Genomic DNA, 24,084 nt, shown 5'->3' on the forward strand with positions numbered 1-24,084 from the left:
ACCAAGTGACTAACAGAAGCCAACAACTTCAAAGGCTTATTCGATGGCACATCCGCCCGAAAATCCATCTGCGGAAAACGTAGTACTGAAACTGCCAAACTTATCTTCATAAACAGCTCGCAATTCCAGGGTATGTTCACCCGAGCGCTTCGGTGAACAGTATTCCAGCACGTAAAAAGAGTTTGACGCTGCCTCTAACCGCTCGGCAACAGCCAGGAAACTGGAATTGAGTTCCAGGGAGTCTTCCGCCAGTTCAAAGCCATCTTTACCAAAACTTTCAAGCACATCCTGATCGATTTCCCCGCCAAGTCCAATAGTGAACAGGGAATGCTCGCTGCTGGCTTTGTTTACCGAATCGAGTGCTGCCGAAGTACTGACTCGTCCTGCTTGATCAGTGCCATCTGTGAACAGTACCATGGAACCGGCTGTGGCAATATCCTGGTCATCTCGAATGGAACGCAACCGTGAATCCATCACCGATAATCCCTGGATAACCGCGCCATTGAGGTTGGTTGAGGCATCATCACTTATGTCCTCCGTAATAGACTCAATTCCACTAACAAGGGTATCGCGTTCAGCTGTAAAAGACACCAGCGGGTGGATGCTTTCTTCACCATCAAACCAATATACGGCCATTTCGCGCGTACCATAGAGCTGGTCCGTCGCATCCGGCATGGTTCGTTCGATGAAGGTGGTAGCGGCTTCCTTCACCTTTGGGAGATCGGCATTATTGAGGATGCTGCCGCTGAGGTCGAGCATCAGTACGGATGAATAGAGGAATTCCCCGGGCTCTCTCTGAATCTGGGCTTGTGATTCCAGCCTCGAAATTTGGGAGCCGTCTTCATAAATTTCAAACGCCGAAGGTTCGAGTGTTGTAAACTGATTTTCCGGCCCCAGGTCAACCCTGAAAAATAACCGGATTTTGGCCGGTGGTTCGGTGTTTGTTTCAATTAGCTCAACTTGTATTTCCTCGCCGCCATCACTGCCGTTGTTACAAGCTGTAAAAAAAAGAGATGTAGATAAAAGTAGTATAGTCGTAATAAATAGCGAGCCTTTGTAAAATCCGGTCATGAGTTAGATAGATTTAAATGAATATGCTGATTCCATAGTACTTTTCATTGGCTTAAAAGTTGGAACGGTTTATTTGTTCCCGGTATTATGCGTATCACTTTTATTTTTTGGAATCATGAGAAAATTAACCCCAAAATTAATCACTTACCAAATATTCTGAAACAATGATTATCGTTCAAGTACAACATTTTCTGAACAAAGCAGGCCAGGGTTATTTTCCCCAATGGGTAGAAAAGCTTAGTAAAAAGCTACAGCGGTATAATGGATTTGTCTCAATTTGTGTACTTGAATCCCTGGAATCCTCAGATGAGTGTCATCTACAATTAACGTTTGAAAATGAAGATTCCCTCCTGGAATGGGCTAATAGTGTAGACCACGATAATCTTATCGCTGAGTTGAAACCTTACCGCAAACAAAAGCAGGTTTCTTCAATTTTCAGAGTGACAGATGAGTTTTACAGGGTTGACTAAATTTCAATTTAACAACAGACCAACAAGGTTCACCCCCTGTTCTAACCCATATAGGCTAGGTAAACTGCCATCTCTGATTTGCAAGATGCACAATTGCCGGTTAGGCATTCAACTTTCCACCGCAATATTTACAATATTCGGCATCGGAATCGTGACCCTCCCGCGAACAGTATCTACAAACTTCTGTTGAACGCCCCTTGGGCTGAGCCCGGCTCAGTTCCACCGTGACGATACCTGTAGGCACAGCAATGATTCCATATCCCATAATCATTATTACAGCGGAGAGCATTTGTCCCAGGTTGGTTTGGGGAGAAATATCACCATATCCAACGGTCGTCAGGGTTACGATTGCCCAATAGATGCCTTTGGGAATGCTGGTAAACCCATTCTCGGTGCCCTCTATGACATACATAAGTGAACCCACGATGACAGTAATTGTGACTACGGTAAATATAAATACCGTTATTTTTCTCCGCGAAGAAGCCAGGGCTTTCTGCAGCTGATTCACTTCGATTAGGTACTGGGTGAATTTCAATACTCGGAAAACCCGGAGTACACGCAAAATCCTGATCACCAAAAAATATTGGCTGCCGGGCAATAAAATGCTGATGTAGGTTGGCAGAATTGAGAAGAGATCCACCAGCCCGTAAAAACTAAAAATGTAGCCACTTGGCTTTTTTACAGATATGATCCGTAGAAAATATTCTACTGTAAACAGTATCGTAAAGAACCACTCAATACTGTAAAACCAATCTCCATACATTGCCCTATATTCAGCCACACTGTCTAGCATTACCACCAGCACGCTGACCACGATGCTGAAAATCAAGATTACATCAAACGTTTTACCTGCTTTGGTATCGGCCTCAAAAATTATCTCGTGCAGGCGATGCGTCCATTTTTCCCTGGTATTATAACTCATACGATCCGATCTTTAGCATTTCTTTGTATTCCGATCCAAATATATAAAAATCCCCTTCCATCACAGACAAAAGGGGATTTTCAATCTGGATATAGTTTCAACAGAAAAGCTACTGGATAGACTCTTTCACTTTCGTGATTTTCACCACTTTCCCGGGTTCGTTGAGCACTACATAAATTGCCCCGTCAGGACCTGGAACAGCCTCCCGAACGCGACCGTGATCTTTCAGGATGACCTCCTCATGCAGCACACGGTTGTCTTTGATATTCAACAACCGAACCTCCTGGTAAGCAAGGGCTCCAACCAGCAAACGGTTTTTCCAGTATGGGAACATATCCTTGTCGTAGAAAGCGATGCCAGAAATAGCGATTGACGGCCGCCAATAAAAGTTGGGCTGTTGCAGACCTTCTTTCTCCCGTTCTCGGGTCATAACGCGTCCATCGTAGTGAATACCGTAGGTAATCTCGGGCCAGCCGTAGTTGTTACCCGGTTTTACCAGGTTGAGCTCATCGCCCCCGCGCGGACCGTGCTCTGCATCCCACACATCGTCGGTAACCGGGTGCACGGCCAGTCCCTGTGGATTACGGTGACCAAAAGAGTAAATGGTTGGAAGGGCATTCTCATGGTTCACAAATGGATTGTCCTCCGGGACGCTGCCATCGGGATTGATGCGGTGAATCTTGCCGTTCGGCCGTGACAGCACCTGGGCATTGGGCCGCTGACCACGATCCCCAATCGAAAAATAAAGATAGCCCTGGTCATCAAAAACGATACGGCTGCCATAGTGGTGGCGTGTGCTGATATATTTGTCATGTTCTGCTTCAAAAAGAACCTGCTGGTCTACCCACTGATTGTCATTGATACGACCACGTAAAATCCGGGTCATCGCCAACGTATCCCTGTTAGCTGCTTCTACAGCATGACTGTATGAAAGATATATCCAACCATTTTCTGTGAAATTCGCGTCAGCTGTTACATCAAGCAGCCCGCCCTGCCCTTCATGCAACACCTCGGGCGTGCCAGAAACCGGTTCTTCTATCAACTTCCCGTTGATTACCAGTCGCAGCCGACCGGGGCGCTCCGTAATCAGTGCCAGGCGCTCGTTGATAAAATCGATAGCCCAGGGAATTTCGAGACCTTCAGCAAAGGTTTCCACCTTGATCTCATAATCGAGCGTTTGGAGGGTGTCTGAAGGAGCAGTATCAGCTATAGCCCCCTCCTCTTCCACTTGCCGGATGAAATCGACAACATTGCTGATCTCCTCTTCACTCAGAGAGTTGCCGAATGCAGGCATTCCCTGGTCAAGAATACCGTCGGTGATATTGCTAACAATTTCACTTCGCTCGCTGCCATATTTCCATTCCCCATCTAGAAAACTTGAACCGGTACCGCCCTTCAATTCTGCACCATGACACGATGAGCAGAGCTGATCATAGATCTGCCGGCCAGAATCCTGCGCCATTGCCGACGAAAATAAAACGAATGTAAAAAGTATAACAGAGCAAAAAAGTTTAGAAACGAATCTTACAGTAGTCATGCTAACCTGCGTTCTGGTTGATTAATATTTCGTTTGTACCCCTGAATTTTTGAATGCTGGAAAGTAAATAAATAAGGCAATTATTGAAATTCGATCTTCATAACCCTGTTCTCGTTGTAAAAGTTTCTTAATAATCTACATTCGGGAGTGACAAAACACCTCATTATTCATACGGAGCCGTCTTTGTCATGACAGGGGCTACAAAACCGAGGCCATTCTCTACATTGGAGACCACATCTGGGAGCGCCAGGTCTTCGTCCTCCAAATTCAAAAAATCGGGCCAGTCAGATCCAGCGGCGGCCACCCGCACTTGCACTGGCTTAAATCTCACAGAACTGTTACTGACTCTTAGCCTAAGCTTGAGAGCATCTTCGTCGGGATTTACAGTTACGACGAATCCATTGGTAATTCCCTCGGCATTTTCAATTTGAGAGACGGCGAGCCTGTCCCGGGGTTCCGATTCAGGTTCACTGGGATCTATAACCTCATAAATGACCTCTACCAGGGCCAGTGTTTGGACACCAAAAATGTAGATCTGGTCAACTACATCATGCTCCAGGATCCGTACATCGGGTTCCGGAAAGTCCACCGGGAAAGTAAACATAACACTGCTGTATTCCCCGTCCGACCGCATCGCCTCCAGCCGATAAGTGTCCCCGGGAATCATCTCCAGGTCGGTCCAGAAGTTATAGGCGTAGGCTTGCATGCCATATCTAAATAGCGAGTCTTCCAACGTAACGGGTTGTCCACCGCCAACGTGTTCAAGCGTAACCGTGGCATCAATTGGTCGAGGAGCCAAATACAGCGAATCACGGATAGGCATAACCCGCACCCACTGCGTATCCACAGAAACGTCCAGAAATCCATATATAGAAAAGACATAACGATCATTTTCCTGGAGTGGATCAATCGTATTGTCACAACTTGCCAAGCCCAGCGAGAGGCTCAATAAAATTAGCAACCAAGGTCCAAGACGGTTATTCATTGGGAACATGGTCATCAGTTAGCCTCCAATTTAACAGAGAGATATGGCAAAAACGGTAACTGATCAATTCGTCGTTGAGTATAGACGTCATAGTAGAAGAGGTTGGCACGATTATACATATTGATGACGCCCGCAGTTAGGTCTAGCACTCCCATTGATAAGTTTAATGAGCGTTCAACTGAAAAGTCAAGGCGGTGGAAAGCAGGTAGGCGCCCCCGGTATGGCTTGTCAAGGATAATGCGGGGTGTTCCATACTGCCGCCGGATGTCCGGCAGTGACTGCAGGTTGATAAGCTCATCAAATCCCATATGACGGGTGTACGGCATCCCCGTCCCCAGCTGCCAGTTTAAACTAGCGGTGTATTTCCCCAGCGACAGACTGATCAACCCATTCACCTGGTGACGACGATCGTGCAGGGGATGGTAACTTTGCACGGGCTCACCGAACCAAAGGTTAAAATTGTCCTGGGAAGAGTAGTAGCGCGTCCAGGAGTAGCCGTATCCTACATAAGCGTAGAACTGATTGCGATTATATTCCAGGCGAAGATCGGAACCATAGACTTTTCCCTCGGCCAGGGTTAGCTTGGTAGTAAAACGAGCAATTGAGCTCCAGACCGCCACAGGCAGATCTTTCAGCTTTTTATAATAGCCTTCCGCCGATATGTGAAAGCCATCTCCGAGCTGCTGCTGCCATCCCAACACGCTGTGCAGGGAGCTCATCATAGCGCCCCCAAACGGAGAAACCATCCAGGCCGTAAAGGGATTTCCCGCATCGCGATCATCGCCTATACCGATAATCGGCTGCCGGTACAGCCCTATTGAAGCATTCAGTTCCTGGGCATCTGTACCACGGGGATTCCACGTCATCCGAAAGCGGGGTTCAAGAGCGGGATCAAACGTCCAGGGATACACCGATAAGACAAGACCAGGATAAAGTTCAAGTTTTTCTCCCCATGGAATGTTTGTTTCCAGGTAGCCCCCAAATCCCATTATTGCCTCTTCATCATTCTGGGCCAGTTGGTACTGTTCCTGAAGGTCATAATTAAACCATTTCATCCGGATGAAAAAGCCATAATCAAAACGGACGTCTCCCAAAAACCGGGTAAGGTTCAGATCTACATGTGATTGTTGTGCATTTGCTGTTCGTTCCGGCTGTTCAGGATTACCGGCTGCATTATTTACGTAGGAGTAACCGCTGTTTAATTCAATTAAACCCGGTGATGTTTTGGGAATAAAGATACATCTTCCTCCAAACAAAAAATTGGTCCATCTAAAAAGATCACTCCCTGTCAGATCCGGGTCCAGCCGCCCGCGATCGTAGGTGTGCATCGTAAGTGCCGAACAGCGAGAGTATTCGCCGGAATAACTTACCTTAAGGTACTGGCTGCCGAACTTCAGTGGCTGTCGATCTTCTAGAAAATGGGGACTTGTCTGCTCTATTAATGAATTTTGAAATGATCCGATAAACGAAGTTTTGCCCTTTTTTAACGGTCCCTCAACCAAAAAGCCGCCCTGGAAGGGACTCATGGAAACTGATCCCGTAAACTGTTGCCGATTCCCATCCCGCATCTGCACATCCAGCACCGAAGATATTCGGCCGTGGTAGCGCGCCCCGAAGCCCCCGGCATGGAAATCCACACCTGAGACCAAGTCTTCCGGGAAAGCCGAGAAAAAGCCCACGATATGAAACGGCCGGTACATCATAGTTCCGTCTACGAGTACCAGGTTCTGGGAGGGTGTACCGCCGCGAACAAAAAACTGTCCCCCACGGTCTCCCGCCGAAACCACGCTGGGCAGTGTCTGCAGATAGTTGGCCAGATCTCCACCAGCAGCCGGGGTGGGAATACGTTGTAGGTCAATCTGGCGAATACGTTGAATTCCGTCATCGAGCTGGGCCGCTCCGCCCTTTTGGGCTATAATCACTTCATCCAACTCTTCATTGGAAATTTCAAGACTTATATTGATGGTGAGCAGGTTATATTCACCAAGTGAAATCGTATCCTGGTACGTAACATATCCAACAAAACTTATGCTAATTTTATATTCTCCCGGCTCTAGTCCCGTGATTCGATAATAGCCTCCCCGATCGGTGGCCGCCCCATCGGTAATATCGTTGCTTATTCCCTGGAGTGCCATATTTGCCCCTTCCAGCGGTTGCCCGGTCGACTCAGTTGATACAATGCCCTGGATCGTCAGGTTCTGGGCAGTTGCAGACTGTACTGCAAAGACACCCCACATTAGCAACAAAAAGAATGTAAGCACACAGACTGCAACACATGGATTAAAAAATCGAACAGCGAAGGCAGGCTGAAATATTTGTTGTAGCTTCAATAAAGCAATGAAACCGAATTGATCCAGCTGCCAATGTCTCGAATTGTTATGTCCGGGAGTTTGATCAGGTGAACTGCATGGTATGATGCTGTCATGTGCAACCATTGCGGTTGTTTTATTAGGAGTACTGGCTTACCTGAAAGCTCACTTACTAAGATAAGATGATTATCGCTTTGTGCTCAAAAGTGGCGATTAATCCCAATATCGAATATTCACATCTTTTTAGATCCGCTTGCTTAAAAATTAATATAAATCAAGAAGAAAAGATTTATTAGTTTGTAAATAGGAATTTGCAATCCCCAAATATAAGGAGAGCTGGTATGGGTAGAAAAGTGACGCAGATCATCGAGGATCAATTTAATGCCTGGAAACATCAAAACCGCAGTTCGCGCACTCCCTCCTCTAAGAAGAAGCATTACCCGGTGATTACTGTTTCCCGGGAGTTCGGAGCCCTTGGAGCAGCGCTGGCCGAACATATGGGAAAACGGACGGGCTTTAAAGTGTGGGATGAAGAACTGCTACAAGCGATAGCCAAAGAATTGGGGAGTAATGAAAAAATTATGGAGACTGTAGATGAGCGGATTCGAAAACCGGTGGAAGACACTGTTGTTGGGTTTTTAAAGAGTAAAAATACAAATGTGAACTATTTGCTTTCACTCATGCGTGTGGTTTCCACCATCGAGGAATATGGCAGCAGTATCATTGTGGGACGCGGTGCGGGTTATATCTGCCAGGAGGAAACATCATTCCATATTCGGGTGGTTTGTCCGCTTAAAAAACGGATTGAAGGCTATTCTCAAAGGGAAAATATCACCAAAGAAGAAGCACGGGAAATAATACAGGAAAAAGATGCGGAGCGTAGCGATTTTATTGAGTACAACTTTAACAAGGATGTCAACAATTCTTCAGACTACGACATCCTTCTGAACTCCGGTACATTTGACCTGGACGAAATGGCTGATATTGCTCTGCGGGCCTACGAGATCAAAATCGGGTTTCAGATCCCGGCTAAGAAAACGAAATAAGTTATTGCTGAATACAGCTCGACTCAGCTTAGTGGTCAGCAATTTTCGATGCATTGTTGCCTATTTTTGCGTTTCTTTCAGGCTTTGACGTATCGAACTTATTTCAACTGAATTACAGGGCTTATATGGATAAAGTACGATTTGGAGTGTTGAGTACAGCAAAGATCGGAGTCGAAAAAGTTATTCCCGCCATGCAACAGGGCGACTTTTGTGAGATTGCAGCAATCTCTTCCCGCAGCAAAGATCGAGCAGCAGAGGTGGCCCATAAGCTAAAAATTCCTACTACATTTGGTTCGTACGAAGAGCTTCTTGCTGATCCCGAGATCGATGCCGTTTATAATCCCCTGCCCAATCACTTGCACGTATCGTGGACACTCAACGCACTGGAAGCAGGAAAGCATGTGCTCTGTGAAAAGCCTATTGGCCTTTCTTCCGATGAAGCCCAAAAACTCATTGATGAAGCCGCTTCCTATCCTGACCTGAAGGTGATGGAGGCTTTTATGTACCGATTTCATCCCCAATGGCAAAAAGCGAAATCGTTGGTGGATGACGGTAGCATCGGTGAACTGCGGACCATTAGCTCGGTCTTTTCCTACTACAATGAAGATCCCGATAACATCCGCAACAAAGCCGAGATGGGCGGCGGTGCCATGATGGATATCGGCTGCTACTGCCTCTCCCTCTCGCGGTTTATTTTTGGGAGCGAGCCCAGCAAGATCAGTGGTTCTGTTGAATTAGATCCCGATTTCAGGACCGACCGGCTGGCTTCGGGCGTGCTGGAATTCGAGGATGGTACCTCCATCTTTACCTGTTCAACACAACTTGTGCCGGACCAAGGCGTCACTATCTACGGGACGGAAGGAAAAATTGAGATCGAAATTCCCTTCAATGCTCCGCCGGACAAGCCCACCCGCCTCTGGCTGACTGCCGGTGGGGAGACAGAAGAGATCAAATTTGAAGTCTGTGACCAGTATACGTTACAGGGCGACGCTTTTGCCCGGGCCGTGTTGGATGACAACGAAGTCCCCACGCCCCTGACCGACGCCCTTAACAATATGAAGTCAATAGAAGCTATTTTCGAAAGTGCGGACAAAGGCCTCTGGGTTAGACCGTAATTTCCAAACTTATTCCTCCAAACAAATTGCAATCAAACGCCTGAACGCTTTGCTCAAAAAAGAACAAACTATTGAAAAATTGACCAGGCAAACCATTGGCGGACAGTCAACACTGCTAAAATTTCTTCAAAATATACTCAATGAGGATCGCGATGATATCCGCCATATAGAACTGACCTATTTCTCACTTTCGGTTACCACCTTTTTCTATCTGCAGTTTGGGGGCGAGGAAGATAAAAAGGAATTACTGGATGAAGTGAACCACACGGTTTTTTCAAAAAGTATTCCCGCTTTGCAAGAGGATTTGCGATTGGAGCAGGCCCAAAATGAGTATGAACTTCGCCTCGAGGAGTACAGCAACCTGATTGTTGACCTGCTGGATGAAAGCAACGAAGATACCCCCGTCGTATCCCTTTTTATTCATTTCTATGAGAGCACAATGCAGATGTCTGCAAAGGATAAAATATTTGATACTGCCAAAGTGGGCAGAATCATGTCGAAATACATCATCGATAACATCAAACTGGTCAAAAAAAGTGTAGCTGCAAATAATTGAGGTGATGTGAACGATCTTTTTTATTCCCCTGCCTCAATGTTATGTTTGGTTTCGATGACGGAATCAGTAACATTTTAATGAACCGAATTTGTATGGAAAAATTAGGAGCGTTACGAGAAGCCATTAAAGATTACATCATGGAAAATGGGCAAGAATATGATCGTCTGCTTGTCTCAAAGGATTTCCATGACCAACTAAAGCAGGAGGCCACAGAAGCTGCTATCGACTTTCCACGAATGGAGGTTAAAACCGAGGTGGATTACGAATTTAAACTCTTACCCTAACCCCGCAATTTACTTCGTTTCCAGTTTCAGTGATAAGTATGGTACTAATGGCAGTTGATTAAAGCGCTGGTGTTTATAAACGTCATAATAAAACAAATTAACCTGGTCATAGGAATTGATCGCTCCCAGCTGAATTTCAAGTTGGGCAACAGGTAGTTCGAATGAGCGCTTAAGCGAAACATCCAGCCTGTGATAGTTTGGGAGTCGACCCTGAAACGGCTTCCCCATAATAACTCTGCTATTGCCAAAATCATCTTTCACATTGGGTAGCCCGTCCTCAAAGCTATATTGTTCATCAAACCCCATCGGTTTCGTAAATGGCAGTCCCGTACCCAGTTGCCACCTGACACCAGCCGTATATTCCCCTATTTCAATATTAAGCTGTGCATTAACCTGGTGACGGCGATCATGCAGAGGATGGTATCGCTGCGTCGATTCACCGAACCATTGCTCAAAATGATCCTGTCGGGTTTCGTATTCAGTCCAGGAATACCCGTACCCGACGAATCCGTAGATTCCCCGACCGGAGTTAATCTCAAGGCGTAGATCGCTACCATAGACCCACCCATCGGCCTGCGCCAAATCGGTGGTGAACTGTGCTTCAGGACTCCATACCGGAACAGGCAAATTCTGGAGACGCTTATGATAGCCTTCAACCGAAAATTGGACATGTTCTCCAAACAACTGCCGCCAGCCCAACAGTGCATGAACCGCCTCCATGCGTTCTTCCCCAACCGGAACCGGCATCCATGCCGTAAATACAGAACCGGCATCGCGTTTATCTGTGATTCCGGCTATCGGCTGACGATATAATCCAACCGCAAAACTCAACTCTTCTTTTTCTCCACCAAACGGCTGCCATGAACCCCGGATACGAGGCTCGAAGCTGGTAACATATGTTTCTCGGTCGATATAAAACGATGCCCCCGGACTCAGTTGAAACCGGTCGCCAATTGGGATTGTACTTCCCAGATATCCTCCCAGTTCCACCCTGAGTTCTGAATTTTCCTGGGGACCTGTTGCCAACTGGTTCAGGGCATAACTCAGTGAATTCAAATGTACGAAGGCTCCGTAATTCAGACGCACATTTCCCAAAAAACGGGTGAGGTTTAGATCAAGGTTAAAACGCGATGCATTTGAATAGCGCTCCGGCTCATTAATGTTTCCTACCTCATTGGATAAGTATGAAAAACCGGCATTGATATCGAATAATAGATCAGAACCCTCGGGCAGAACAACACATTCAGCCCCACCTACAACATTCTTCCAACTAAATGTATCTCCCTCCTCATAGTCGAGCCTGCCCTGGTCATAAGTTCGCATACCCATGATAGAGCATCGCGAGTTGCTCTTCCCAAAAAAACTGATTTTAAAGTACTGGCTGTCGAATTTTAGAGGCTGTTCTTCCCCCAAAAGCGTCGGGCTTGTATCTTCAATAAGTGACCGCCGGACTGAGCCAATCATAGATGTTCGCCCCTTTTTCAACGGTCCCTCCACAATAATTTCACCCAAAAAAGGACTCAGTGCCATTGATCCTTTGGTTTCCTCGCTATTTCCATCTCTCATCTTAATATCCATTACCGATGAGATACGACCCGTATACTTTGGCCCGAACCCTCCCGCATAAAAATCTGTACTGGACACCAAATCTTCGGGGAATGCAGAGAAGAACCCAAGAATATGAAACGGCTGATAAATGAGGGTTCCGTCAATAAGTACCATGTTTTGCGAGGGGGTCCCGCCGCGAATATAGAGTTGTCCGCCCCTGTCTCCTGTGGCCACCACCCCTGGAAGCGTAAGGAGATAACTTGCCAGATCGCCACTTCCAGCTGGTGTTGGAACCCGACTCAAATCGGTTGTAGAAATTTGCTGGCGACCGGCGTCTAAACGTGTAGCACCGCCCGTTGGCGCCACAACCAGTTCATCCAGCATCTCCTCATCTGGCTCCAGCTCAATACTTACCGTAGACCGTTCCCCTTCACCTAGAGAGAGCGTGTCGCTATAGGGTATATATCCAACAAAGCTGATACGGAGATAATGTTTCCCCGGATTTATATTACTGATATGGTAAAATCCATTGGGATCCGTTGCTACTCCCCTTACATTTTCAGATTCCAACTCTCGTAATATTACATTGGCTCCTTCAAGGGGTTGACCACTTGAACCGTCGTGGATTATACCTTGTATTGTCGCAGATTGCGCATTGCCAATCTCAACTCCTATACTATAAAAGAAAGCCAAAAAACAAAGTACGGTATAACATTTCCGCATCGGAGTATTTTTTAAGGCTGGCATGTAATAACGGTCTATTAAAGGATATTTAATTTATAGAATTAACAGATATCACCAAGGGGGCGACTCGAGTGGACACGGGATAACCCGTTCGCTATCATCAACACAACTTTTGTAAGGGATGGTTTTACTGACAATACCGGCAACATACCCTACCCCATGTTCTACATTCGTTATACCTTCGGGAAGATTGCGCCTTGGGTCATCCTCAAAGGAAAAAGCATCAAACCCGGTACCGGCTGCGGCCACATATATCTGTTTTTTCACAAGGGAAGCTCCGCCAGACAACCGACTTTTCACCTCATCACTTTCTATATAGGGATTCACTGTTACCAAGTACGTTCCCGAGACGGTGGTGGAAGAGTCCTGCAGGTGGGAAATGGTAAAGTAAGAGTCCCCTCCCCCGCTTTGTGTATTTTTCACCTGATAGACCGTTCGGGCGTCTACAAGTTGATCGACTCCATCTATAAAAACTTTATCATCATCATTGGTAAATACCGTATCCGCAATCAAAACTTCCGGAGTGGGATAGTCGGGTGGCAATTCTACGTTAAGACTGCTCAATTGACCTTCCGAATTCCTGGCAGCCAGGCGGTAATATCCACCCGGCTCGATATCCATTGTTGTCCAGTAGTTCCAGGCATACCGACCGCCACTAAAGCTGAAAAGCGTATCTTTCAAAGTGGCGGTTTTACCATCATCCAGACTTTCAATGGTTACAAGGGCATCAAGTGGCTGTGGTGAGAAAAACAACGAATCCCTGACCGGCATAACCCGAACCCATTGTGTATCCGCCGAAGCATCGAGATAGCCGTAGAAAGAGAAATGGTACTTATCATTTTTTTCCAGTGGATCAAAGTTGGGATCACAACTGACGATGAAGAGAATTAATAGCAGTGTAAAACATGATAAGCTTATCTTTTTCAGCCTATCGAATAATAAAATCAAATCCCCGAGCATATCCCCACCAGTTGTTAACCCTAACAAATCCCATTCTAATTACTAAAAAAGGGTGGGTAATACAATTTAAATATAACAAAGGCCCTTTGTAACAGGGCCTTTGTGTTTAAATAAGATTGTAGAATGTTAAGAGCTACGAACGATGTAAGCTATCTTACTTGATCTCCCAGGTTTCATTGCCGCGCAGCAACGCGTTGAGATCGCCTTTACCTTTACGCTCCAAGGCTTGGTCAATCTGGTGCTGAACGCCTTTTTCATAGAGTGGGCGGTCTACAGCATAGAGCACGCCAAAAGGTCGTGGCATATGCGTTTCGCCGGGCTTTGGAGCATCAAAAAATTGGGAAAGTAGATACGCCTTCGTCTTATCCGTTTCGTCATGAATCCAGAGATCCTCTTTGCTGTAGCTATCATCTTCAAGTGAGACCACTTCCGGCTTCAGCCCGTCCAGGCGAATACCTTTGTCGTCATCCTTACCAAAGATGAGTGGCTCGCCATCTTCCAGGTAGATCGCTTCACGTGGACGCGTTTTCCGATCGGTAAACAGTTCAAACGCGCCGTCATTAAAAACGATGCAGTTCTGGTAGATCTCCAGCATGGAAGTCCCTTTATGCTCATGCGAACGTTTCAACATTTCCTGCATGTGACGCGGATCGCGGTCCATCGTACGGGCGACAAACGTCCCGTCGGCTCCCATACTCAATGAGAGTGGATTGAAGGGATGGTCAACAGAACCATGTGGTGTTGACTTCGTGGAAGATCCTTCCGGTGAAGTCGGGGAATACTGCCCTTTGGTCAAACCGTAGATCTGGTTGTTGAAAAGCAACAGATTCACATCCACATTTCTTCGGAGAATCTGAACAAAGTGGTTGGCACCGATGGAAAGGGAGTCGCCGTCACCGGTGATGATCCAGACGCTCAGATCCTGGCGCGTCACTTTGAGTCCCGTAGAAATGGCGGGTGCACGACCATGGATAGAATGCATGCCGAATGTATCCATGTAGTATGGAAAACGAGCGGCACAACCAATCCCCGAGATAAAGACGATATCCTCTTTGGGGACGCCGATCTCAGGCATTGTTTTCTGTACCTGCTTCAGGATGGTGTAATCACCACAACCCGGACACCAGCGCACATCCTGGTCGGAGGAGAAGTCCTTGCTGGAATAATCCTCTCCATTGCCGTTGGTTACTTGTTCGAGATGCTCAGTTATTTTCGTTTGGATAGCCATGTTATAATCGAATATTCTGTATTCTAAACTAAAATGTGTTGATCACTATGCGTTTGATTTCGACGGGATCGCAGCCTTAATTTCCTGTTTGAGTTCTTCTACTCCAAACGGACGGCCTTTGATTTTATTGATCCCGATAGCTTTCATCTGGAACTTGTCGCGGATCAACCGGACCAGCTGTCCATTGTTAATTTCGGGAACCAGTACATTGTCATACCCCTTCAGCAACTCTTCCAGGTTGCGTGGAAAAGGTGAGATGTACTGCAGATGAATATGAGACACATCCATACCCTCTGTGCGCAACTCGTGAACCGCTGTTCGAATAGAGCCATAAGTTGATCCCCAGCCGAGCACAACTGTTTCACCGTTCTCAACACCATTATCCACTTCCTGCGGCGGAATAAAGTCGGCAATTTTGTCCCGCTTGGCCTCACGCTGCATGACCATCTTCTCATGGTTGTCGGGATCGTAGGAGACATCACCAGTAAGGTCCTCTTTCTCAAGTCCACCCACGCGGTGTTCCAGCCCTTTTGTTCCCGGAATTGACCAGGATCGTACGAACCGATCATCACGGACATACGGCAGGAATTTCTCTCCATCTCCGTTGGTTCTTGCCGGCTCAAACTTGATTTCTATCTCTTTGAGATCCTGCGTCTGTGGAAACTTCCACGGCTCCGATCCGTTGGCAAGGTATCCATCCGAGAGGAACATGACGGGAATCATATGTTCAAGAGCTATTCGACACGCTTCAAAAACCATGTTGTAACAATCGGCAGGTGAACGCGGAGCCACAATAGCAGCCGGACTCTCACCATTACGACCATACATCGCCTGCATCAGGTCGGCCTGCTCGGTTTTGGTCGGCATACCTGTTGAGGGACCTGCGCGCTGAATATTCAGTACAACCAGCGGCAGCTCCAGCATCACAGCCAACCCGATCGCCTCTCCTTTCAAGGCAATTCCGGGTCCGGAGGAACTGGTTACTCCCAGGCTACCACCAAAGGCTGCGCCGATAGCAGAACTAACAGCCGCGATCTCATCTTCCGCCTGGAACGTATAAACGCCAAAATGTTTCTGCTTTGACAAACCGTGCAGAATATCTGAAGCCGGGGTAATTGGATAGGATCCAAAAAACAGGGGCAGCTTGCTCTGGTGTGCTGCAGAAACGAGACCCAGAACCGTTGCATCGGTACCCGTAATATTGCGATACGTTCCGGGTTCCAGGGAAGCTTCTTTAACGGAGTAACGTGAACTGAATACCTCGGTGGTTTCTCCGTAGTGATACCCTTCCTTTAGCACCTTGACATTGGCTTCGGCAATATCCGGCTTGTCTTTGAATTTCTTTTCCAGGAAGGAAATTGTAGAATCCAGAGGGCGGCTGTACATCCAGTACAACAGTCCCAGAACAAACATATTCTTACACCGCTCCTTATCCTTGTACCCGAGATCGCTTTCAGAGAGACTCTCCTTGGTCAGCTTTGTAACATCGATCTCAAGTACGTTGTATTGCGAGAGCGTATCATCTTCAAGTGGACTGACATCACCCTCGTAGTTAGCCAAATTCAGGTTGCGGCTGTCGAAGCCGGAGGTATTGGCGATGATGGTACCGCCCTTGTTCAGCAGCGACAGGTTTGCAATCAAGGCTGCAACGTTCATAACCACCAGCACATCACACTTGTCACCGGGTGTCAAAATCTCTTTACTTCCGAAATGGAGTTGAAAAGAAGAAACACCTGGAACAGTTCCAGCTGGTGCGCGAATCTCCGCTGGAAATTCAGGGAGTGTTCGCAGGTCATTGCCTTCCAAAGCGGTGGTATTGGTAAAAAGAGAACCGGTAAGCTGCATTCCATCACCGGAATCTCCGGCAAATCGAATGGTTACTTCTTCCCGTTCTGTGGACGTTTGACTCATTGTTTAAAAGCTAGACTTTATTAAATCCTAATTACATGCCAAAGGTACGTAATTTGAATGAGATTTATTAAAAAACGGTTCCCGGGTTTCCACTATTGAATACACACCACTACCATGAAAACGTTCCTAAATAAATAATTCTTATCCCTATTTGTCCTTATTTTTATACATATAATACTCATATAACCTAATTATATTAACTTTATGAGTTTTCAAGAGATATCACTCAATAGCTCAAATATGACAAATGCTGAGCGTGACATGCTATCGGAGTAGTCTTACAGTGCATTGAGCGCATATTAATTTGTGGTAACTGGACTAGGACCCGGTCTCAAATTCCTGAATCGTACCATATCCACCAACAACAATGATTCGGTTACGCGCCCCCCAAATGTCTGTGAGATTCCATCTCGTTACATACGGCTGCTCCCTCCAAACGTTTCCCTGGTACCTCATAATGGTGCCGTTGACTCCCACTGCATAAATATTATTATCCGAGTTTCCCCATATCCCATACAGTCCATCCTTTGTCTTGCTGTCAATCTTCGCCCATTCGGTTCCGTTATAATGTAGCATTGTCCCACCCGAACCAACCGCATACACACTCTCTCCAGATAGTCCCCAAATTGTATACAAGGGCGGGAAATCCGAGGCAATACTGGTCCATTCGGAACCATCATAATGGAGTATGACCCCGTCGGAACTGACGGCAAATACATTGTCTTTGGAGGGACCCCATATGTCATTAATCTGCTCAAGCTCCGGGTGCGCCATCGACTGCCATTCTGTTCCATCAAAATGCAGGATAGAGGCACCTGACCGAGCCACAAACAGGTTATCCGCGGCACTACCCCATATGGCAGTAAGGTTTTGTGTAGCCGGAATCTGAAGCGGTTTCCAGCCTTTTCCATCATAATGTAAAGTAGTCCCGGTAGAACCGATGGCATACACGTTGTCTGAGGCGCTTCCCCAAACATCAGTTAGCGTAATATCAATCCCGGTTTCCATCTGAATCCATTCGACGCCGTCGTTGTGCAAAATCGTCCCATTTGAACCAACCACAAAAATATTGTTTACAGAACTGCCCCATATGGCATTGTAGTATTCATTGGGTCCCGGAAATTCGACCGGCTCTCTACCTATGGCAGGATCCTGGCTAAGATCGGTACAGGCTGGGATTGTTATAATTGTTGTAAGGACTACAGCCATTGACGGCATACCAATTGCTCCCCCAAAGATGCGTGACAAGATGGTATGGAAAAGTTTATTCACCATAGCTGAATTGCTGTTTCAACCAATATAGCAGGATTATCGATTAATTTTAAGGATGCTGTTTACACAGAAAAAAGAAGCCAACAATTGACTCCCCCTTGGTTTCGCCACAATGTAGCCCCCTTTAGCCCTTTTCATGGTAGTGTTCCTTGTTGTGTGACCAAATCCGCCGGCAGGCGGAGTATAGAACTTTACAAATTAATAAAATACATCTCCGAGGCTGTCCGGAAAGTATTACTCAAGATCAGGGTTCCTAATAATTTAGTTGAGACGTCTATATATGTATTGGTCAATCCTCTTTGTCCTTCACGCCAGTGGGCGGACAAGCTCTTATCCAAGGAGGAACTCTTGGGTAAAACTTCCTTGAATGCATCAAAGGCAAGTGCCGATGTCCCTCTTGGAGAAGAGGGATTTAGGGAGATTGACCAATCTTCAACTATTTAGGTGGAATACTTACCAATTTAGACTTTTGGGATAACCTCGAACCCGATGCTCCGCGTCAATACCCTATAAATTTGGACGCAGAGCGTCACTCTGGGGTACCGCCGCAGAGCGACGGTACCAAGCAAATATTCATGAACCGGGACACCAGTAAAATCCAAGAGTGGGGGGATCCCTCAAGCAATTCCTAATTAATCCATCCCCAACCCACAACTGCACTGTATCACGCCACCGGTTCGGGCGTTGGTATCGGCGTGCCAGTCAAAATGGCTGGGATTATAACCCTCCTGCTCCCACCAGAACGGCAATCTTTTTTGAGGATGATTCCCAATCTCATTCATCGTTGCAGAATCATACAGCCGGCCATTCACCATGGTGTAGCGGACGTTTTCGGTTTGACGGATGTCCTCCAGTGGGTTGCCATCCAACACAATCAGATCCGCCAGCTTGCCCTCTTCGATGGAACCGAAGGCATGATCCATGCCAATATATTCCGCCCCGTTGATAGTCGCGGTCCGCAGGGCCTCCATCGCTGTCATACCGCCCTGGTGGAACATCCACAACTCCCAGTGAGCGCCGAGCCCCTGCAGCTGCCCGTGAGCACCAAGATTTACGGTCACGCCCTCTCTGTACAGCTCTTTTGCCAATGATGCACTTTCTATGTGCCCGATTTCATATTCCTCCTGTGGAATCATCTTGCGGTGGCGGGACCGGGAATCCACAATCGATCGGGGTGTGAAATTGAGCAGGCGCTCTTTCTCCCAGACCTTGGTATGCTGATACCAATAATATTCGCCACTAACACTGCCGTAATTTACTACCAGTGTTGGCGTATACCCGGTGCCGCTTTCTCCCCAGAGCGTTTTTACATCATCATATGCCGGGTAAATCGGGATGTTGTGCTCAATACCGGTGTGCCCGTCCAGGATCATGCTCATATTATGTGTAAACGTGGATCCTCCCTCAGGCATCACCATTACCTCGAGCTCACGCGCTGCCTTCATCACCTGCTGGCGCTGGTTACGCCGCGGCTGGTTGTAGCTTTTGACAGAAAAAGCTCCATATGCCTTGGTTCGCTCAATAGCTGACTTGGCATCTTCATAGCTGTTGATAACCGCTTTGAACTCGGCATCCGCTCCGTACAGAATGCGCCCGGTGGAAAAGATACGCGCTCCGACCATATTCCCGGCTTTCACCATCTCTGCCTGCGAGAAAATCATGTCGGAATTGGCAGAGGGATCGTGTGCGGTGGTCACGCCGTATGCCAGGTTCGCAAAGTACTCCCACTGCTGCTGTGGACTCAGTCCCTGCCGAAAGTTACCGATATGGGCGTGCACATCTACGATGCCGGGCATAATTGTTTTGCCGCTTACGTCAATAACCTCGGCCCCGGATGGGATCTCAACCTCCCCCGCTGGTCCAACTGCTTCTATGAGATTCTCATTGACGATAACGGTCCCTTTCTCAATAACACGATCTTGATCATCAATCGTGATAATACGTCCCCCGGTCAAGGCAATGGTTCCAGTGGGCTTGTCGAACTGCAGTTCCAGATTTATGGCTGTCCCCTCCTTGACGTCCAGCGGCAGTTCTCTATCGCTATCCTGTGCCCCTTCTTCCAGGAAATTGAAGGCGTTCTGCAGGCTCACTGAAAAATACTCCTCTCCCAGCGTCCAGTGTAGGCTTTCGCTGTCGGCCGACCAGTGCAGATTCATGCCCGCATCTTCGGCTACGTGGGTAACCGGGATCGCATCGGTGTCAGCACTCAGGGTGATGTCGATACCTGTCTGTGGAAATGGGGCGATATACACTTTGAAAAGCTCATTAAAGGCCACCCACTTGTTATCGGGACTTACCACAAAATTATTGGCATACTTTGAGGTAAAATGGGTTCTCTCGTCGTTTCCGGACAGGTCAACACTCTTAAATGCATTGTCGAGGTATGACCCACCCAGGAAAAAGATCCGCTTCCCGTCGGCACTGAACTGGGGATCAGTCCCTTCCTCAGTGACCAGCTGTCTCTCTCCTCCATTGGCAGGCATAGTGTAAATGCCCGTATCTTTGGTATAGGTGTGCCCCTGGTGATCATTTCCATCCTCCAGGCGGAACAGTATCGTATTCCCTTCAGGTGAGAATGACGGATTCCGGTAAATGCCCTTTTCTTCGGTTATCTTTTGTGATTGGGGATCAGATTCATTCAAAGATAGCGACTTGATCGCACCCTTTGCGGTATCACTCCATGTGGTGTAGATCAGGCGGTCACCACTTGGAGAAAAAGCGGGTTCAAACTCCAAATAGTTACTATCTGTTAATCGCTGGGGAGTACCGTTGGGAAGCTCTTTCTTCCACAGTTTGCCAGCCGCATTGAACACCAACAGCTTTCCATCTGGTGAAGTCACGGCATGGCGAATAGCTTTGGCGGTAAACTCTTCGGGCGCTGGATCCTGGGTAAAGCTCACTGCGTCATAGATTTTGTGCTTGGCACTCGCTTTAAAAGGGATAACCTCTTCTTCCAGCGTCTCCACATTCAGCTTATGGATTTTGCCCTTGGCCCAGAACACAAGATGCTCGCCGTCGGGCGTCCAGTCCATGTTTGTGTAGGGACCAAAGATCGCCCATGCCTCCTGCTGGTCTTTACTGAGTTGATCGTACACAGGCTTCTCAACACCGGTTTCCAGATCGTGAATATACAGCACGCTCTTGGTGCGCACCCTTCTGACAAAGGCCATCTTCTTGCCATCGGGAGAAATCGTCGGGCTGATGGCTCCCCCCGTGCCGCCGGTAATACGCTCGGTCTCCCCGGTCTCGCGGTCATATCGCTGGATCTGGTAAATCTGGCTGTTGGGATCCTTGTTGTACTGAAAATGCCCGCCGGGATAGACTGATTCACTGTAATACACATACCGGCCATCGGGCGAAACGTATGGCTGCCCCAAATCCTGCTGTTCGTTGTTCTTCTCTACAAGCTGCACGCCCGATCCGCCGCTTTTATGGTACAGCCAGAGCTCTCCGGCACCCAGTGAACGGGTCGAAGTAAAATGCTTTTTGGCGATCAAGTAGTCTCCTTCCGGCGACCAGACGGCGTTGTTCAGCAATCGAAAATCCTCTTTTGTAACCTGCCTGGCATCACTGCCGTCTCGGTCCATCACCCAGATATTATCGGCTCCACCGGCATCGCTGGTAAAGGATATCTGGCTGCCGTCGGGACTGAATCGCGGCTGAATTGCATAGGCCAGACCTTCCCGCAGGAGCTCTGCCTCTCCCCCTCCGATCGGCATAATGTAGATATCGCCCAGCAGGTCAAACACAATCTCTTCTCCATTAGGACTCACATCCAGGTTCATCCAGGTGCCTTCATCGGTAGTAATGGTCACCTCTTTATGAGGCCCACCGGGATCGGTCACATCCCACTTTTCCTCTTCCTCATCCTGGGCATAGAGTGTTGGGGACACTGTTAACAGGTATACTAGAGACAGAAAGGGTATAAAACGTTTCATAACATGTATTAGCTGACATTGAAGATGAATTGGCTCAATGTAAAAAATTTAGGGGGAGAATAGACAGGCTTAAAAAGTTTTTATCTTAAAAGCAGGTATGAGAATAGGCCCATCGATTTATTTCAAACTGCCGGTTCATTGGGAGAGCTACCTCGGTACAACATTATACGAACAAAGTTATCCTGTCACCATTGGAATCAGGATAGGCAGGATTAGAAGATTTGCTGGATTACTTCTTATGCAGCATTACATCCTGTCATCCTCAAATCCTGTAAATCCCGGTTCCAATTTTTTGTTCACCTCGTACACGTGCTTCACCTCTCATCGTGAGGGGCAGACACCTCCAATATTCAATGTCAGGCCGTCATTAAGGTTATACGAGGTAGTCATATAGGTAATATGACGCCGTCGGACGGTCTATACGACGATAGTCAGATAGGCTATTCGACGGTAGTCAGATTGGCTGTTTGACGGTAGTCAGATTGGCTGTTTGACTATCGTCACGTAGGGTAATTGACGGTAGTCAAACAGGGTATGCGAGGGCCCTGACATAGACCGTGTCAGGGCCTGACGAAGCCTGTGTGAGGTCCCTGGGGCGAATAGCGCGAGTGCCAAGATGAATTTTGGGGCAGGTCTGCAAGAATAAAACACTTGCTTATTCAGCCATCATTGAACAGTCCCGTACCGCTACCCCTCAAGCAACTCCGCAATGCCCTTGTACATTGTCGAAAGTTCATCACGCGTAGTGCAATACGGCGGCATCAGGTAGAGCACATTCCCGAGCGGTCGCAGCAGTAGGCCGTGATTCACGGACTCTTTTTTGATGTGGTTGGCCACTTCATTCAGGTAGCCGTCCTCATCTTCATTGTCTATTTCTATGGCAGCGATGGTGCCGGTTACCCGTTGTTTCTTTAGCTTGGAATGATCCATAAGCTGGTCCAGCTCCTCCCGATGCCACTGCTCCATGGCGCTGAAGGTGGGCTCGTTTTCCTCCATCAGCTCCATCGAAGCGATTGCAGCGGCACAGCCAATCGGGTTTGCGGTGTAACTGTGACCGTGCCAGAATGTTTTCATCGGATCAGAGCTATTAAACGCTTCGTATATCTCATCTGAGCAGACGGTGATAGAAAGCGGGAGCGATCCACCGGTGAGTCCTTTAGCAAGGCAGATGATATCGGGCTCCACTTGGGCGCGATCGGACGCAAACCAGTGGCCTGTGCGGCCAAAGCCGGTCATCACCTCATCAAACAGCAACAGTGTGCCATACTGGCGATTCACCCAGTGCAGCTTCTGTAGAAAGCTTGTGCGACACATCCGCATGCCGCCGGCCCCCTGGATAAGAGGCTCAATCATGATGCCAGCATACTTATCCGGATTTTCATTAAGCATAGCCTCGAGTTGCTCGATAACGGCATCCTCTTTGTCTCCAGCTTCATCGTCGCCGATCCAGGTCTGGGGATACGGCAGGAACTCTACATCAAAGAGAAGCTCACTAAACACCTCGGTAAACATCGAGCGGGCACCGGCCGACATTGCGCCGAAGGTGTCGCCGTGGTAGGCCCCCTCAAAACAGATAAATGTCTTGCGCTCCTCCCCCCTGTTTTTCCAGTACTGCCATGCCATCTTCATGCCCACTTCCACGGCTGTGGAGCCATCATCCGAATAGAACACGCGGTTTAAATCGCCGGGCAGCCGGTTGGTCACTTGTTCGGCAACTTTTTCGGCGGGATCGTGCGTAAAGTTGGCGAAGATCACCTGCTCCAGCTTTTTGGCCTGTTCGTGGATGGCCTCAGCGATTTTGGGATGCGCATGCCCGTGGATATTGACCCACCAGCTGGAGATACAGTCCATGATGCGGCGTCCGTCTTCCAGCTCCAGCCACAGGCCATCGCCTTTTGTTACTTTCAGTGGTTCGGGTGCGTCTTGAATAATAGTGAAGGGATACCAGATGTTCTTGTGCATCGTCGAGCTCTTTTTTTGTTCTCTGATTTGGTAAGAATATCTGCCGGAGAAGTTCTTTAAGTGCACGGGAGAATGCAAGTATTTAAAGGAGGAATATTGGTATTTCCACCCGGTTCTCGGAATGACTCATAATTCTTTTAGAAGCTCATTTAACAACCGTCTAACGCTGGGATCAATGGGTTTAACGTCAGTTCGATATAATAAATGTTATTGTGGGGATGCAGCG

The 24,084-nt window shown here is 47.7% G+C and carries 18 protein-coding genes; 6 read left to right on the top strand and 12 right to left on the bottom strand.

The window, feature by feature from the left end; translation table 11 throughout:
- Positions 1–36 precede the first annotated feature (36 nt).
- The gene (locus NC796_RS14350) at positions 37–759 is read right to left on the bottom strand and encodes a vWA domain-containing protein (protein ID WP_409070379.1); all 723 of its coding nucleotides are present in this window, start codon (positions 757–759) and stop codon (positions 37–39) included.
- A gap of 201 nt (positions 760–960) precedes the next feature.
- Between NC796_RS14350 and NC796_RS26820 the strand changes: the two genes are divergently transcribed.
- Positions 961–1,023 (top strand): Vmc-like lipoprotein signal peptide domain-containing protein, encoded by a 63-nt coding sequence (locus NC796_RS26820; protein ID WP_409070380.1) that lies wholly within the window; start codon positions 961–963, stop codon positions 1,021–1,023.
- Positions 1,024–1,235: 212 nt separating this feature from the next.
- Complete coding sequence (locus tag NC796_RS14355) at positions 1,236–1,541, top strand: hypothetical protein (protein ID WP_310685354.1); 306 nt, start codon at positions 1,236–1,238, stop codon at positions 1,539–1,541.
- A 100-nt stretch (positions 1,542–1,641) separates the two neighbouring features.
- On the opposite strand, the gene NC796_RS14360 is transcribed toward NC796_RS14355, so the two are convergent.
- From NC796_RS14360 to NC796_RS14375, 4 genes are all read right to left on the bottom strand, one after another.
- Positions 1,642–2,463, bottom strand: a complete 822-nt coding sequence (locus tag NC796_RS14360; RefSeq protein ID WP_310685355.1) for an ion transporter — start codon at positions 2,461–2,463, stop codon at positions 1,642–1,644.
- A 109-nt stretch (positions 2,464–2,572) separates the two neighbouring features.
- Entirely contained in the window at positions 2,573–3,925 is a 1,353-nt protein-coding gene (locus NC796_RS14365; protein WP_310685356.1) for a PQQ-dependent sugar dehydrogenase, read from the bottom strand.
- A 238-nt stretch (positions 3,926–4,163) separates the two neighbouring features.
- Complete coding sequence (locus tag NC796_RS14370) at positions 4,164–5,000, bottom strand: hypothetical protein (RefSeq protein WP_310685358.1); 837 nt, start codon at positions 4,998–5,000, stop codon at positions 4,164–4,166.
- Positions 5,000–7,246 (bottom strand): TonB-dependent receptor, encoded by a 2,247-nt coding sequence (locus NC796_RS14375; RefSeq protein ID WP_310685360.1) that lies wholly within the window; start codon positions 7,244–7,246, stop codon positions 5,000–5,002. Before NC796_RS14375 ends, NC796_RS14370 begins: the two co-directional genes overlap by 1 nt.
- Before the next feature lie 389 nt (positions 7,247–7,635).
- Between NC796_RS14375 and NC796_RS14380 the strand changes: the two genes are divergently transcribed.
- From NC796_RS14380 to NC796_RS14395, 4 genes are all read left to right on the top strand, one after another.
- On the top strand, positions 7,636–8,340 hold the full coding sequence (locus tag NC796_RS14380) for a cytidylate kinase-like family protein (RefSeq protein ID WP_310685362.1): 705 nt from the start codon (positions 7,636–7,638) through the stop codon (positions 8,338–8,340).
- Between the two features lie 125 nt (positions 8,341–8,465).
- Positions 8,466–9,455, top strand: a complete 990-nt coding sequence (locus NC796_RS14385) for a Gfo/Idh/MocA family oxidoreductase (protein ID WP_310685363.1) — start codon at positions 8,466–8,468, stop codon at positions 9,453–9,455.
- 49 nt (positions 9,456–9,504) lie between these two features.
- Positions 9,505–10,011, top strand: coding sequence for a hypothetical protein (locus NC796_RS14390; RefSeq protein ID WP_310685365.1), 507 nt, complete (start codon positions 9,505–9,507; stop codon positions 10,009–10,011).
- Positions 10,012–10,103: 92 nt separating this feature from the next.
- Complete coding sequence (locus NC796_RS14395) at positions 10,104–10,295, top strand: hypothetical protein (RefSeq protein ID WP_310685367.1); 192 nt, start codon at positions 10,104–10,106, stop codon at positions 10,293–10,295.
- Between the two features lie 9 nt (positions 10,296–10,304).
- Here NC796_RS14395 and NC796_RS14400 read toward each other — a convergent pair whose 3' ends face one another.
- The 7 genes from NC796_RS14400 to bioA all read right to left on the bottom strand — a co-directional run bounded on the left by NC796_RS14400 (position 10,305) and on the right by bioA (position 23,885).
- Positions 10,305–12,590 (bottom strand): TonB-dependent receptor, encoded by a 2,286-nt coding sequence (locus NC796_RS14400; RefSeq protein ID WP_310685369.1) that lies wholly within the window; start codon positions 12,588–12,590, stop codon positions 10,305–10,307.
- Positions 12,591–12,638: 48 nt separating this feature from the next.
- Positions 12,639–13,547: a hypothetical protein gene (locus tag NC796_RS14405; protein WP_310685370.1), complete on the bottom strand. Its 909-nt coding sequence runs from the start codon at positions 13,545–13,547 to the stop codon at positions 12,639–12,641.
- A 154-nt stretch (positions 13,548–13,701) separates the two neighbouring features.
- Entirely contained in the window at positions 13,702–14,775 is a 1,074-nt protein-coding gene (locus NC796_RS14410; protein ID WP_310685371.1) for a 2-oxoacid:ferredoxin oxidoreductase subunit beta, read from the bottom strand.
- Between the two features lie 45 nt (positions 14,776–14,820).
- The gene (locus tag NC796_RS14415) at positions 14,821–16,686 is read right to left on the bottom strand and encodes a 2-oxoacid:acceptor oxidoreductase subunit alpha (RefSeq protein ID WP_310685372.1); all 1,866 of its coding nucleotides are present in this window, start codon (positions 16,684–16,686) and stop codon (positions 14,821–14,823) included.
- 318 nt (positions 16,687–17,004) lie between these two features.
- Positions 17,005–17,961, bottom strand: coding sequence for a hypothetical protein (locus NC796_RS14420; protein WP_310685373.1), 957 nt, complete (start codon positions 17,959–17,961; stop codon positions 17,005–17,007).
- 629 nt (positions 17,962–18,590) lie between these two features.
- Positions 18,591–21,896 (bottom strand): amidohydrolase family protein, encoded by a 3,306-nt coding sequence (locus NC796_RS14425; protein WP_310685374.1) that lies wholly within the window; start codon positions 21,894–21,896, stop codon positions 18,591–18,593.
- Between the two features lie 687 nt (positions 21,897–22,583).
- Positions 22,584–23,885, bottom strand: a complete 1,302-nt coding sequence (bioA, locus tag NC796_RS14430; protein ID WP_409070381.1) for an adenosylmethionine--8-amino-7-oxononanoate transaminase — start codon at positions 23,883–23,885, stop codon at positions 22,584–22,586.
- Positions 23,886–24,084 lie beyond the last annotated feature (199 nt).

This window comes from Aliifodinibius sp. S!AR15-10, from assembly GCF_031569985.1.
GTDB lineage: Bacteria > Bacteroidota > Rhodothermia > Balneolales > Balneolaceae > JAMQKA01.

Excerpts from the sequence above, each read along its gene's own strand:
- NC796_RS14350 (WP_409070379.1), bottom strand. The coding sequence starts at position 759 with ATGCTCGACCTCAGCGGCAGCATCCTCAATAATGCCGATCTCCCAAAG.
- NC796_RS14355 (WP_310685354.1), top strand. The coding sequence starts at position 1,236 with ATGATTATCGTTCAAGTACAACATTTTCTGAACAAAGCAGGCCAGGGT.
- NC796_RS14360 (WP_310685355.1), bottom strand. The coding sequence starts at position 2,463 with ATGAGTTATAATACCAGGGAAAAATGGACGCATCGCCTGCACGAGATA.
- NC796_RS14365 (WP_310685356.1), bottom strand. The coding sequence starts at position 3,925 with ATGGCGCAGGATTCTGGCCGGCAGATCTATGATCAGCTCTGCTCATCG.
- NC796_RS14370 (WP_310685358.1), bottom strand. The coding sequence starts at position 5,000 with ATGACCATGTTCCCAATGAATAACCGTCTTGGACCTTGGTTGCTAATT.
- NC796_RS14380 (WP_310685362.1), top strand. The coding sequence starts at position 7,636 with ATGGGTAGAAAAGTGACGCAGATCATCGAGGATCAATTTAATGCCTGG.
- NC796_RS14385 (WP_310685363.1), top strand. The coding sequence starts at position 8,466 with ATGGATAAAGTACGATTTGGAGTGTTGAGTACAGCAAAGATCGGAGTC.
- NC796_RS14395 (WP_310685367.1), top strand. The coding sequence starts at position 10,104 with ATGGAAAAATTAGGAGCGTTACGAGAAGCCATTAAAGATTACATCATG.
- NC796_RS14400 (WP_310685369.1), bottom strand. The coding sequence starts at position 12,590 with ATGCCAGCCTTAAAAAATACTCCGATGCGGAAATGTTATACCGTACTT.
- NC796_RS14405 (WP_310685370.1), bottom strand. The coding sequence starts at position 13,547 with ATGCTCGGGGATTTGATTTTATTATTCGATAGGCTGAAAAAGATAAGC.
- NC796_RS14410 (WP_310685371.1), bottom strand. The coding sequence starts at position 14,775 with ATGGCTATCCAAACGAAAATAACTGAGCATCTCGAACAAGTAACCAAC.
- NC796_RS14415 (WP_310685372.1), bottom strand. The coding sequence starts at position 16,686 with ATGAGTCAAACGTCCACAGAACGGGAAGAAGTAACCATTCGATTTGCC.
- NC796_RS14420 (WP_310685373.1), bottom strand. The coding sequence starts at position 17,961 with ATGGTGAATAAACTTTTCCATACCATCTTGTCACGCATCTTTGGGGGA.
- NC796_RS14425 (WP_310685374.1), bottom strand. The coding sequence starts at position 21,896 with ATGAAACGTTTTATACCCTTTCTGTCTCTAGTATACCTGTTAACAGTG.